The following is a 14,692-nucleotide window of genomic DNA, read 5'->3' on the forward strand; positions in this document are numbered from 1 at the left end:
CTACTCGGCGACGATCACTGTGATTTCACCGTCGGCCGCGTCGGTCGGGTCGCCGGGGGCGACGAACCAGTGGGTGACCTCGCCGTCGGCCAGGTCGTCTTCGACCGGGCCGTCGGGGAGGACCGACAGGGCGCCCGCGGTGGCGGAGGCCAGGAATTCCTGGATGGCCGCCGGGCCCGAGGCGTGGGTGGTGAAGGTGGTGCATTCGTAGTCGATGCCGTGGGTGTCGCGCAGGGTCTTGGCGAGGGCGAGCGCGGCGCTCTGGGTGAGCGTCGAGTTCGCCTCCGCCGCGGCCAGCACGAAGGCGGGGTGGTCTTCGGACAGCGGGCGGACCCGGTCGGCGTAGGAGACGGGATGCGCTGCGGCGGCGTCGATCTCGGCTTCCATGTCGGGCAGGATCAGCCAGTCGCCCGCGACACCGGCGACGGGGGCATCGCTGATGCCGTAGGCCGCACCGGTCGCCGCGATCTCGACGCCGGACAGCTCGCCGGCGAACAGGACCGCGGCGCCCGCCTTCTGGATCGCCCAGGCGGCGAGGACGGAGTCCACGCTGCGCGGCAGCGAGATCGCGACGATGTCGCCGGGGCCCGCACCGCGCGCGATGAGCACGCGGGCCAGCTGCGAGGACTTGCGATCCAGTGCGCTGTAGGCGATTTCGCTGTCGCCGCGGAGCAGGGCGGGTGCCTGCGGGTCCGCTTCGACGACCTCGGCGAGCACCTTGGCCACCGTCTGCGCGCCGACGCCCGCCGTGCCGACCGGGGCCGACACCGCCGCCGTCACACCGGATTCGGCGAGCAGCTGCGCACGTTCGCCCGCGTCGAGGATGTCGATGTCGCCGACCAGGCCGGTCGGGTTGTCGAGCAGCTCGTCGAGCACCCGCAGCAGTCGCGCGGACAGGGTGCGGACCTCGTCCTCGGTGTAGGTGCTGCGCAGGTAGCGCATGGTGATCTCGATGGTGGCCTCGGCCATCACCACCAGCGTGAGCGGGTAGTGGGTGGCGTCGTCGAGGCCGACACCGGTGACCTGCATGCCGTCGATCGAGCTCGCCGCGGTGACGGCGTCCTTGTCCATCGGGTAGGACTCGAACACCAGCAGCGTGTCGAAGGCCGCGCCAGCGCCCGCCACCCGCTGGATGTCGGACAGGCCGACGAAGTGGTGGCTGAGCAGGTCGGCCTGCTCGGCCTGCACCCGCTTGGTCAGCTCCTCGGCGCTGATCCGGTCGTCGATCTGGATCCGCACCGGCAGGGTGTTGATGAACAGGCCGACCATCGACTCGACGCCGGGGAGTTCGGCCGGGCGGCCGGACACGGTCGCGCCGAACACCACGTCGTCGCGGCCGGTGAGGCGGCCGACGACGATGCCCCACGCGGTCTGCAGCAGCGTGTTCACGGTGACACCGAGGTCACCGGCGAACTTGCCGAGCGCCCTGGTGCGATCGGTGTCGATCTCGACGATGACCTTGCCGAGCTCGTAGCGCTCCTCGGTGCGCGGCGCGGGCGCCAGCTGGGTGGGGCCTTCGACCCCGGCCAGCGCCTCGGCCCAGACCCGCAGCGACACTTCGCGATCCCAGCCCGAGAGGAAGGACAGGAAGTTGCGGTAGGAGGCCACCCGCGGGAGCGCGGTGAGGTCACCGTGCACCGCGTAGAGGACCAGCAGGTCACGCATGAGCAGCGGCATGGACCAGCCGTCGATCAGGATGTGGTGCACCGTGATCGCCAGGTGGGACTGCCCCTCGTCGGTCTGGTAGAGACCGAAGCGGATCAGCGGGGCCGTGGCCATGTCGAACTGGTTGGCGCGGTCGGCGACCAGCAGCTGCTGCATGCGCGGCAGGCGCTCGTCGGCGGGCAGGTCGGTCAGGTCGACCTCGCGCCACGGGACCTCGAGTTCCGACATCACGACCTGCACCGGCTGACCGGCCGAATCGGTGACGAACGCGGTCCGCAGGTTCGGGTACCGGTCGAGCACGGCCTGGGCCGCGCGGCGCAGCCGCTCGGTGTCCAGGGTGCCGGTCAGGTCGAGGACGGCCTGCACGGTGTACACGTCGACGGTCGCCGAGCTGAGCATGGCGTGGAACATCAGGCCCGCCTGCAGCGGCGAGAGCGGCCAGATCTCCGACAGCGCCGGGTAGTTGCCTTCCCACAGCGCGATATCGGACTGCTCCACCCGCACCAGCGGCATGTCGGACGGGGTGAAACCGCCCGCGTCGGCGCGCCGCGCGTGGGTGGCCAGCGCGGTGAGCGCGGCCACGAACAGGTCGGCGAACTGCTGGGCCTGGTCGGCGGTGAGCAGGCCGGTCGGGAACGCGATGTTCGCGCCCAGCTGCGGGCCCTCGTCGCCGTCGTTGACGATGGCGTTGATGTCCAGCGTCGCGTTGGCGGGCATGTCCAGGTCCATCTCGGCGTCGAGCTGGCCCAGGTCGGCCACCGGCACCCAGCCGAGTTCGGCGAGTTCGGCGGGGATCTCGCCCGCCGTCGCGCGCCCGAGGTAGTTGAAGCTGATCTGGCCGACGGACGGCAGATCGGCACCCTCGGTGGTCAGGTACTTGAGCATGCCGTAGCCGATGCCCTTGTCGGGCACGGCCAGCATCTGCTCCTTGACCGACTTGATCACCTCGCCGAGCACGGCGCCGCCGGCGAATGCGTCGTCGAGATCGGCACCGGCCAGATCGAGGCGGACCGGGAACGCGGTGGTGAACCAGCCGACGGTGCGCGAGAGGTCGGCACCGGCGACGATCTCCTCCTGGCGACCGTGGCCCTCCAGCTTGATCAGCGCCGCGGTGCCGGATTCGTCACCGCGCCAGCGCGATACGGCCAGCGCCAGCGCGGTGAGCAGACCGTCGTTCACGCCGCCGTGGTACAGGCCGGGGATGGCCGTGAGCACCGCGTCGGTGACCTCCGGCGACAGGGTGACCTGCACCCGGTCGACGGTGGCGAAGGTGTCGACCCGCGGGTCGAACGCCCGCGCGCCCAGGCGCGGATCGGCGGTCGCCGAGACCTCGCGCCAGAACGGCAGTTCCGCGCGACGATCGGTCGACTGCTCGACCAGGCTGTGCGCCCAGCGCCGCATCGAGGTGCCGTTGACGGGCAGCGCGACCGGCTGACCGGCGGCGATCTGGCCCCAGGCCATGCCGAGGTCCGGGATCAGGATGCGCCAGGACACGCCGTCGATCACGAAGTGGTGGCCGACGATGAGCAGGGCGTCGCGACGGCGCGGGCCGTCGGCGTTCTCGCCGAAGGCGAACCAGACGAACTGCACCATGGCCGCGTTCGCCGGATCGAGTCGGCCCATGGCCTCGTCGTATTCGACCGACGCCAGCTTGGACAGCTGCTCGTCGGTGACCTCACCGGCCACCTCGACGCGGCGCACGAGCGCGGTCACATCGACCTCACCCGGCGCCAACGCCTCGAAGACCCAGCCCTTCTCGGCATCCTTGGCGACCCGCGAACGCAGCACGTCGTGGTGGTCGAAGACCGCGCCGATGGTGGCGTGCAGGACCTCGTCGGTGATGTGCTCCGGCAAGCGCAACACCATCGACTGGGAGAACCGGTCGTAGGTGGACCCGCTGCTGAGGATCTGGCGCATGATCGGCAGCATCGGGATGTCACCGACACCGCCGCCCGGCAGTTCCTCGAGCACGATCTGCTCGGAATCACCGGCGAGCACGGCGATCTCGGCCAGGCCGGCCACACTGCGCTTCTCGAACACATCGCGCGGCTTGAACAGCACGCCGCGGTCCTTGGCGCGGGAGACCAGCTGGATGGACAGGATCGAGTCACCGCCGAGGGCGAAGAACGAATCGTCCAGGCCGACGGCGTCGACACCGAGCACCTCGGCGAAGACGGTGGCGATGATCGCCTCGACTTCGCTGGTGGGCGTGCGGAACTCGCGCGGAGCGAGGACCGGCTCGGGCAGGGCGCGACGATCCAGTTTGCCCGCGGGGGTCAGCGGGATCTCGTCGAGCACCATGACGGCGGCGGGCACCATGTGCGCGGGCAGCTGCTGTGCCGCGTACTCGACCAGCTCGGCCGGGTCGGCGGCCGCGCCGGGGGTGGCCCGCACGTAGGACACCAGGATGGTGGCGCCCGCGTCGGTGGTGCGGCCGATGGTGGCGGCGAACTCGACGTCGTCGTGCGAGGTGAGGACCGCGTCGATCTCGCCCAGTTCGATGCGGAAGCCGCGGATCTTCACCTGGAAGTCGTTGCGGCCCACGTACTCCACGACGGACTTGCCGTTGACGGTGCGCCAGGCGACGACGTCACCGGTGCGGTACAGGCGCTCGCCGTCGGCGTACGGGCTGGCCACGAAGCGCTCGGCGGTGAGGCCGGGACGCGCGTGGTAGCCGCGGGCCAGCGGTGCGCCGCCCAGGTAGAGCTCACCGGCCACGCCCTCGGGGACCGGGCGCAGGCGGCTGTCGAGCACGAACACCGTCGCGCCCGCGATCGGGCCACCGATGTTCATGGTGTCGCCGGGCAGCAGCGGGTCCGACAGGTTGGTCGCGATGGTCGCCTCGGTCGGGCCGTAGGCGTTGTAGAACCGGTGGTGCGCCGGGTCGGTGCCCGCGCTGTGCCAGTTCGCCACCAGGTCGACGGGGGCCTTGTCGCCACCGACGATCAGCGCTTCCAGCCCGGCCAGTGCCGCGGGTTCCATCGACGCCGCGACCAGCGGGGTGAGGAACACGTGGGTCAGCTGCTGGCCGACGATGATCTCGGCCAGCTCCTCGCCACCGACCACGCCGACCGGCGTGATCACCAGGGTGCCCGCTGAACCGACCGCGAGCAGGAACTCGAGGATCGACGCGTCGAACGACGGGGACGCGAACGCCAGGGTGCGCGCGTCGGAGCCGAGCCCGAACTGCGCCACCTGGGCAGCGGCGAAGTTGGCCACACCGGTGTGGCTGACCACGACGCCCTTGGGCAGGCCGGTCGAACCCGAGGTGTAGATCATGTAGGCCGTGCTGCCGGACCGGACGGCGCCGTGCCGGTCCGCGTCGGTGACCGGCGCGGCGGACTGTGCGGCGATCTCGGTGTGCAGCGCCGCGTCGTCGAGGGCCAGCCAGTCGCCCAGTGCGGGCGCGGGCAGGTGATCGACCTCGGACGACACCGTGATGCCCAGTGCCGCACCGGAGTCCGACATCATGTGCGCGATGCGCTCGGCCGGGTACTTCGGGTCGACCGGCAGGAACGCCGCGCCCGACTTGATCACGGCCCAGATGGCGAGGGTCGTCTCGAGCGAACGCTGCATGGCGATGGCGACGACCGTCTCCGGCGCGGCGCCACGCGCGATCAGCACCCGTGCCAGACGCGAGGAAGCCGCGTCCAGCTCGGCGTAGGTCAGCGAGCGGACCTCGCCCGACTGCGCGTCCGCGAGCCCACCGGACTCGCCCGCGTTCGGCGTGCCGGTCGCGGCGAGCGCGGCGATCAGTCCGGTGTCGACCGAGTCGCCCGGGGCGACGATGGCCGGACCGGCCGCGTTGGTCGCGACGGCCTGGGCCAGCAGCTCGGGCAGCGTGCTCGTCGACGCGGCGGGACCGCCGGTGCGGGTGAGCAGTTCGGTGCGCTCGGTGCCGTCGAGGAGTTCGAGATCGCCGACCGGGGTGGTGGTGTCGGCGACGACCTCGGCGAGCAGCCGCTGGAAGCGCTGCGCGAACTTCTCGACCGTCGACTGGTCGAACAGGTCACTGGCGTAGGAGAACTCGGCGTAGGCGCCCGCGGTGTCCCCGGCCTGCGCCTCACGCACGGTGAGCAGCAGGTCGAACTTGGCGGTGTCGACGTCGAAGTCGACGGCCGCGACCGACAGCCCGGGCAGCTCGAAGCCGGCGTCGGGCAGGTTCTCGAACGACAGCGCCACCTGGAACAGCGGGTGCCGCGCGGTGGAGCGCTCGGGGTTGAGCAGTTCCACCAGCCGCTCGAACGGGATGTCGGCGTGCGCGAACGCGGCCAGGTCGGCTTCCTTGGCCTGGGTCAGCAGCTCGGCGAAACCGAGCTGGCCGCCGACCTGCGTGCGCAGCGCCAGGGTGTTGACGAACATGCCGATGACGTCGTCGAGTTCGGCCTCACCACGACCGGCGATCGGGGTGCCGATGACGATGTCCTCGGTGCCGGACATGCGTGCCAGGAATACCGCCAGCGCGGTGTGCACGACCATGAACAGCGTCGCGTTCTGCTCGCGAGCGATGGCCGAGAGTCCGGCGTGGATCTCGGTGTCGATCGGGAACAGCACCCGGCCACCGGCGAAGGACTGCGTGCTCGGACGCGGCCGGTCCAGCGGCAGGTTCAGCTCGTCGGGGACGCCGGCGAGGGCGCGCTTCCAGTAGTCGGCCTGCTGGGAGATCAGGCTGGTCTCGTCGGTTTCGGAGCCGAGCACCTCGCGCTGCCAGACGCTGAAGTCGGCGTACTGCACCGGCAGCGGCGCCCAGCCCGGGCGCTCGCCCGTGGCGCGAGCGGCGTAGGCCACCATGACGTCGCGGGTCAGCGGCGCCATGGACCAGCCGTCGGCGCTGATGTGATGGGCGACGAAGACGAGCACGTATTCCTCGTCCGCGACGCGCATCAGCTTCGCGCGCAACGGCACTTCGTCGAGCACGTCGAACCCGGTGGAGATCAGCGCGGCGATCTTGTCGCGGACCTGTTCGGGCGCGACGATTTCCGGCGTCAGATCCGGGACATTGCCCTCGACCGGCAGGATCACCTGGTGCGGGGTGCCGTCGGTCGACGGGTACACCGTGCGCAGGGTCTCGTGCCTGGCCAGCACATCGGCGACCGCGAGCTGCAGCGCCTCGACATCCAGCGCGCCCGTCAGGCGGACGGCGACCGGGATGTTGTTCACCGCGGAGCTGGTGTCGAACTGGTTCAGGAACCACATGCGCTGCTGTGCGAGCGACAGTGGCACCCGGTCCGGGCGCGGTCCGGCGACCAGCGCGCGCCGCCCACCGGCGCCCGCGCCCTGCTCGACCTTCACCGCGAGACCGGCCACGGTCGACGCCTCGAACAGCAGGCGCACGGGCACCCGGCTGTCCAGTGCGGCGCCGAGGCGGGCCGCGACCTGGGTGGCCAGCAGCGAGTTGCCGCCGAGGGCGAAGAAGTCGTCGTCGGCGCCGACGCGCTCGGCGCCGAGCACGTCGGCGAACACGCCCGCCACGATCTCCTCGATCGGGGTGGACGGCGCGCGGAACGCCTGGGCCTCGAACTCCGGCTCCGGCAGCGCCTTGCGGTCGAGCTTGCCGTTGACATTGAGCGGCAGCGCGTCCATGACGACGAACGCGGCGGGCACCATGTACGACGGCAGCCCGGCGGCCAGCGTCGACTTCACCTGCGCCACATCGATTTCCGCGATCCGACCGGCGGGCGCGGAGCGTGCAGCGCCCTCGGAAGTATCGCCGTTCGATGCGGCACCGACCAGGTACGCCACCAGGCGATCGCCGGTGCGCGGGTCGGACTTGGCGATGACCGCGGCCTGGGCGATCTCGGGCAGCGCCAGCAGCGCGGCCTCGATCTCGCCGAGCTCGATGCGGAAGCCGCGGATCTTCACCTGGAAGTCGGTACGGCCGCGGTAGTCGAGCTCGCCGTTGTGCCAGGCCACCAGGTCACCGGTGCGGTACATGCGGGTACCGGGGGTGAACGGGTTGGCCACGAAACGGTCGGCGGTCAGGTCGGGGCGGCCGAAGTAGCCGCGGGCCAGCTGCGCGCCCGCGAGGTACAGCTCGCCCGCGACGCCGTCCGGCACCGGGCGCAGCCGCGCGTCGAGCACGTACACCTGGCTGTTCCACTCGGGCCCACCGATGGAGACCGAGCCCTGGTCGGCGGCGTTCACCCGATGCGAGGTGATCGAGACCGCGGCCTCGGTGGGGCCGTACAGGTTGAACAGCTCGGTGCGCGGGAACGCGGTGCGGACCCGCTGCGCCAGCGAACCGGGCAGTGCCTCACCGATGGCCAGCACCCGCCACAGCGAATCGGGCATGCCCGAGGCCAGCAGCGCGTCGAGCATGGACGGCACCACGTGCAGGGTGGTGACCCACTCGCGCGACATCAGTTCGTTCAGGTACGCCGGATCGCGGTGGCCGTCGGCCGAGGCGATCACCAGGCGACCACCGCAGACGGCGGCCGACCAGAACTCCCAGACCGAGAGGTCGAAGGTCGCGGCGGTCTTGAGCAGCACCGCGTCGGCGGCGTCCATGCCGAACTCGATCAGCTTCCACTGCAGCTGGTTGGCGATGGCGCCGTGCGGCACCGCGACACCCTTCGGGCGACCGGTCGAACCGGACGTGAAGATCACGTACGCGGTGTGCTCCGGACGCAGCGGCTCGGTGCGCTCCGCGTCGGCGACCGGTGCGGCGCTGACGTCGTCGAGGTCGAGTTCGTCGATCCGCACCAGCGGCGCGACCTCGGTGTCGAACTCGGCCTCGGCGTTGGTCAGCACGCAGACCGGTGCCGCCGTCTCGAGGATGTAGTTCGTGCGCTCGGCCGCCTGATCGGGGTCGACCGGCACGTACGCGCCACCGGACTTGGCGACGGCGTACATCGCGACGATCAGGTCCACCGAGCGGCGCAGCGCCAGCGCGACGCGGGCCTCCGGGCCGACGCCGAGCGAGATCAGGTGCCGCGCGAGACGATTCACCTTCGCGTCGAGTTCGGCGTAGCTGATCTGCGTACCGTCGTCGGTGACCAGGGCGGTCGCCTTCGGGTCGGCCGCCACGGTCGCGTCGAGCAGCGAGACCAGGGTGGCCTCGGTGTCGACCCGGTAGCCGGTCGCGTTGCGGGTGTCCAGGATCTGGGTCCGCTCGGCCGGGGCCAGCAGTTCGATGTCGCCGACCGCGGTGCGCGGGGTGGCGACGATGGCGCCGAGCAGGCGGACGAACCGCGCCACGAAACCCTCGACCGTGGCGTGGTCGAACAGGTCGGTGGCGTAGGTGAAGATGCCCGAAATGCCTTCGGGCTCACCGGCGTCGCCGTAGCGGTCGGTGGCGATCAGGTGCAGGTCGAACTGCGACAGCTGGGAGTCGATGTCGAGGCCGGACACCGTCAGGCCCGGCAGCTCCAGGGTGGCGCGGGTCAGGTTCTGGAACGACAGACCGACCTGGAACAGCGGGTGGCGCGCGGTGGAGCGGACCGGGTTGAGCACCTCGACCAGGCGCTCGAACGGCACGTCGGCGTTGGCGAACGCCGCGATGTCGTCCTCACGCTGGCGGGCCAGCAGCTCGGTGAACGCCTCGCCGCCGTCGACCTTGGTGCGGAACACCAGGGTGTTGACGAACATGCCGATCATGTCGTCGAGGGCGGCCTCGCCACGACCGGCCATCGGCGTGCCGATGGCGATGTCGTCGGTGCCCGAGAGCCGGGCCAGCAGTACCGCGAGGGCGGTGTGCACGACCATGAACAGCGTCGCGCCCTCGGCGCGGGCCAGCTCGACCAGCGCGCGATGGGTGTCGGCGTCGATCTGGACGTCGACCTTGCTGCCTGCGAAGGTCTGCACGGCCGGACGCGGACGGTCGGCGGGCAGATCGAGCTGATCGGGCAGCTCGGCCAGGGCCTGCTTCCAGTGCGCGACCTGCTTGGCCGCCATCGAGTCCGGATCGTCCTCGCTGCCGAGCAGTTCGCGCTGCCAGATGCTGTAGTCCGCGTACTGCACGGCCAGCGGCGCCCAGCCGGGCTCCTGACCGGTCGAGCGGGCCGCGTAGGCGGTCATCAGGTCGCGGGTCAGCGGGGCGACCGACGAGCCGTCACCGGAGATGTGGTGCACGACCATGGCGAGCACGAAGTCGCCGGAAACGGTGCGGGCGGGCCCGAATACCGAGCTCGGCGCGGCGGGTTCGGCCTCGGTGTTCTCGGTGCGGAACAGCGCGACCTTCAGCGGCACCTCGACGGTGACGTCGAACATCGTCGACATCAGTTCCGCGACAGCCGATTCCATCTCGTCGGCGGCGACGGTGCGCTCGATCAGTTCCGGCGCGGCCTGCGCGGGCGACAGGATCACCTGTGCCGCACCGGCTTCGGTCTGCGGGTAGACGGTGCGCAGGATCTCGTGGCGCGACACCAGGTCGGTGATCGCGGCCCGCAGCGCGGCCACGTCGAGGTCGCCGGTGAGGCGGACCGCGACCGGCACGTTGTAGGCCGCCGACTGGGTGTCGAAGCGGTTGAGGAACCACATGCGCTGCTGCGCGAGCGAGAGCGGGATGTGCGCGGGGCGCGGACCGGCGGTGAGCGCCTTGCGATCACCGGTCTCGGCGTGCTGCTCGACCCGCTGGGCCAGCGCCGACACCGTGGACGCCTCGAACAGCAGGCGCACGGGGATGCGGGTGTCCAGCGCCTCGCCCAGGCGCGCGGCGACCTGCGTCGCCAGCAGCGAGTTGCCGCCCCAGGCGAAGAAGTCGTCGTCGAGACCGAAGCGCTTGTCGCCGCCCAGGCGCAGGACCTCGGCGAAGGTCGCGGCCACGAGCTGCTCGCTCGGGCTGACCGGCGCGCGGAACACGGCCTTCTCGACCTCGGGCTCCGGCAGGGCCTTGCGGTCCAGCTTGCCGTTGGCATTCAGCGGCAGCGCGTCGAGCCGCAGGAACACGGTCGGGACCATGTACGAGGGCAGCTCGGCGGCCAGCGCGGTGCGCAGCGCCAGCTTGTCGAACTCCCCACCGGCCACGACGTAGGCGACCAGGCGGTCACCGACGACGGGATCGGTGTGCGCGAGTACCGCGGCCGAGGTGATGCCGGCCTGGCGCAACAGCGCGGCCTCGATCTCGCCGAGCTCGATGCGGAAGCCGCGGATCTTCACCTGGAAGTCGGTACGGCCGCGGTAGTCCAGTTCGCCGTCGGCGTTCCAGGCCACCAGGTCACCGGTGCGGTACATGCGCTCGCCGAGCGCGGAGAACGGATCGGCGACGAAGCGGTCGGCGGTCAGATCCGCGCGGCCGTAGTAGCCGCGCGCCAGCTGGGCACCGGCGAGGTAGAGCTCACCGGAGACACCCACCGGCACCGGTCGCAGGCGCGAATCCAGCACGTAGACCCGGCTGTTCCACTCCGGCGCGCCGATGGACACCGACACCTGGTCGGCGTCGGTCACCGCGTGGCTGGTGATCGAGACCGCGGCCTCGGTCGGGCCGTACAGGTTGAACAGTTCGGCGGTGTTGGCGGTGCGGAAGCGCTGCGCGGTGGACGCGGGCAGCGCCTCACCGATGGCGAGCACCCGGCGCAGCGTGCGCGGCAGCGCCGCACCGGATTCGGTGAGCAGCGCGTCGAGCATCGACGGCACCACATGCAGCGTGGTGACGGCGGTGGCCCGCATCAGGTCGTTCAGGTAGGCCGGGTCGCGGTGACCGTCGGCGGTGGCGACCACCAGGCGGCCACCGGCGACGGCGGCGGTCCAGAACTCCCAGACCGAGAGGTCGAAGGTGGCGGCCGTCTTCAGCAGGATCGCGTCGTCGGCACCGATGCCGAATTCGGCCGTCTCCCAGAGCAGCTGGTTGACGATCGCGCCGTGCGAGACCGCCACGCCCTTGGGCTTGCCGGTCGAGCCGGACGTGAAGATCACGTACGCGGTGTTCGCGGGCACCAGGGCGCCACGGCGCTCGGTGATCGCGGCCGGGCTGACGATGCTCAGGTCGAGCTCGTCGAGGACGACCACGTCGGCCGCCGCCGTGCTGAATTCGGCGTTCGCCGTGGTCAGCACGACCGCGGGCGCGGCCGTCTCGAGGATGTAGTCGGTGCGCTCGGCGGGCTGATCGGGGTCGATCGGCACGTAGGCCGCGCCGGTGCGGGCCACCGCGTACATGGCGATGATCAGCTCGGCGGAGCGGCGGATGGCCAGCGCCACCCGGTCCTCGGTGCCGATGCCCAGCGAGATCAGGTGCCGCGCGAGGCGGTTCACCTCGGCGTCGAGATCGGCGTAGGTGAGCTCACGGCGACCGTCGGCCTCGTCGACGACCAGCGCGACAGCCTCCGGAGTGGCGGCCACGGTCGCGTCGAGCAGCGACACCAGGGTGGCGTCGGTATCGATCGCGTGCGAGGTGTCGTTCCACGCGGTGACGATCTGCGCGGCTTCCGGCGCGGTGAGCAGGTCGATGTCGCCGACCGGCACGGACGCGTCGGCGGCGACGGCGTCGAGCACCAGCACGAAGCGGTCGGCGAAGCTCTGGACCGTGGCCTCGTCGAACAAGTCGATGGCATAACCGAATTCGGTGACCAGCTGGGCCGGTGCGCCGTCGTCGGTGTAGCGGTCGTAGAGGGTGACGTGCAGGTCGGTCTTGGCCAGCTGCGAGTCGTAGTCGACGGCGCTGACGGTCAGGCCGGGCAGTTCGAAGGTGGTGTCGGCCAGGTTCTGGAACGACAGGCCCACCTGGAACAGCGGGTTGCGCGCGGTCGAGCGCACCGGGTTGAGCACCTCGACCAGGCGCTCGAACGGCACGTCGGCGTTGGCGAAGGCTTCCAGGTCGCGTTCGCGCACGTCGGCGAGGAGTTCGGCGAAGGTGGCGCCGGAGTCGACGGCGGTACGGAACACCAGGGTGTTGACGAACATGCCGATCAGGTCGTCGAGTTCACGCTCACCACGGCCCGCGATCGGGGTACCGACCGCGATGTCGTCGGTGCCGGACAGGCGCGACAGCAGCACCGCCAGGGCGGCGTGCACGACCATGAACAGCGAGGCGTTGTTGGCCCTGGCCAGCTCGTGCAGGGCGGCGTGGCGCACGGGGTCGATCTCGAAGCGGATCGCCTTGCCCTGGAACGACTGCGCGGGCGGGCGCGGCCGGTCGGCGGGCAGTTCGAGCTGATCGGGCAGGCCCGCGAGGGCCTTGCTCCAGTACGCGACCTGCTTGGCGGCCAGCGATTCCGGGTCGGTCTCGTCGCCGAGGACCTCACGCTGCCACAGCGCGTAGTCGGCGTACTGCACCGGCAGCGGGGCCCATTGCGGAGCCTCGCCCTGCACGCGGGCGACATAGGCGGCCATGATGTCGCGGGCCAGCGGGCCCATCGACGAGCCGTCGGCGGAGACGTGGTGCACGGTGAACGCGAGCACGTGGTCGGTCTCGTTCAGCTCGAACAGCGCGACCTTGAGCGGCACCTCTTCGGTGACGTCGAAGGTGGTCATCGCGAATTCGATGACGGTGCCGAGCAGGTCGGCCTCGTCGACGGCGATGTGGTGCACGACGGCGCGGCTCTGCGCGATCGGCAGGATCACCTGGTGCGGGCCGTCGGCCGAGCGCGGGTAGGTGGTGCGCAGCATCTCGTGCCGGGCGAACACGTCGCCGATGGCCTGCTCGAGCGCGGGCACGTCGAGCTCGCCGGTGAGGCGCACGGCCAGCGGGATGTTGTCCACGGCCGAGGTCGAGGTGTCGAACTGGTTGAGGAACCAGTAGCGCTGCTGAGCGGGCGAGAGCGGGATTATCGCGGGCCGCTCCCCCGCCGTCAGGCGCGGGCGGGTTCGGCCGGAGCCGGCGTTGTGCTCGGCGCGGGCGGCGAGCGCGGACACGGTGGACGCCTCGAACAGGTCGCGCACCGAGAGCTGGGTGTCCAGGGCCGCGCCGATGCGGGCGGTGACCTGGGTGGCCAGCAGCGAGTTGCCGCCGAGTTCGAAGAAGTCGTCGTCGGCGCCGACCCGGGTCACCCCGAGCACGTCGCCGAAGGTGCCCGCCACGATCTCCTCGATCGGGGTCGAGGGCGCGCGGAACACCTTGGCCTCGAACACCGGCGCGGGCAGCGCCTTGCGGTCGAGCTTGCCGGAGGCGTTGAGCGGGAAGGCCTCCAGGATCACGAACGCGGTGGGCACCATGTACGTCGGCAGCGCGCCGCCGAGTTCGGTGCGCACGGCATCGAGATCGATGCTCGCACCGGCCGCCGGGATCAGATAGCCGACCAGCTGGTCGCCCAGACGATCGTCGGAGCGGACCACGACCACCGACTGGGCGATCGACGGCAGCGCGGTGAGCGCGGACTCGATCTCGCCGAGCTCGATCCGCAGACCACGCAGCTTCACCTGGAAGTCGGTGCGGCCCAGGTACTCCAGCTCGCCGTCGGCGGTCCAGGTGACGAGGTCACCGGTGCGGTACATGCGGGCGCCGTCGGTGCCGAACGGATCGGCGACGAAACGGTCGGCGGTCAGATCCGGCCGCGCGACATAGCCCCGCGCCAGCTGGACACCGGCCAGGTACAGCTCGCCGGGCACACCGACGGGCACCGGGTGCAGACGCGAATCCAGCACGTACACCTGGGTGTTGAACACCGGGGCGCCGATCGGCACCGAGCTGGTGTCGGCGTCGGTGACCTCGTGGAAGGTGACGTCGACCGCGGCCTCGGTGGGGCCGTACAGGTTGTGCAGGGCCGCACCGGTGAGCGCGCGCAGGCGCTGGGCGGTCGGCGCGGGCAGCGCCTCACCGGAGGCGAAGACCAGGCGCAGGCTGCTCGCGGTGGCGGTGCCGTCGGCGAGTGCCACGGCGGCGGCCTCGGCCAGCTCGGCCACGAACACCGACATCATCGACGGCACGAAGTGCGCGGTGGTGACGCCCTCGGCATCGATGATCTGGGCCAGGTACGCCGGATCACGATGACCGTCCGGCTTCGCCACAACCAGACGCGCACCGATCTGCAAGGGCCAGAAGAACTCCCACACCGACACGTCGAACGTCGCCGGAGTCTTCTGCAACACCACATCGGCCTCGGTCAGACCGTACGCCGACTGCATCCACACCAGACGGTTCACGATCGCGCCATGA

1 protein-coding gene (only partly in view) is annotated in these 14,692 nt (G+C 71.1%); it reads right to left on the reverse strand.

The genetic code is table 11. The annotated features are described in order from the left end of the window. Positions 1-14,692 carry the final stretch of a non-ribosomal peptide synthase/polyketide synthase gene (locus NV348_RS11690; protein WP_447146941.1) on the reverse strand. Its footprint extends 29,126 nt past the window's final position, so 14,692 of the gene's 43,818 nt are visible here — the last part of the coding sequence; its start codon lies off the right edge, out of view; the stop codon is at positions 1-3.

It is taken from the genome of Nocardia fodinahabitans (assembly GCF_052983615.1).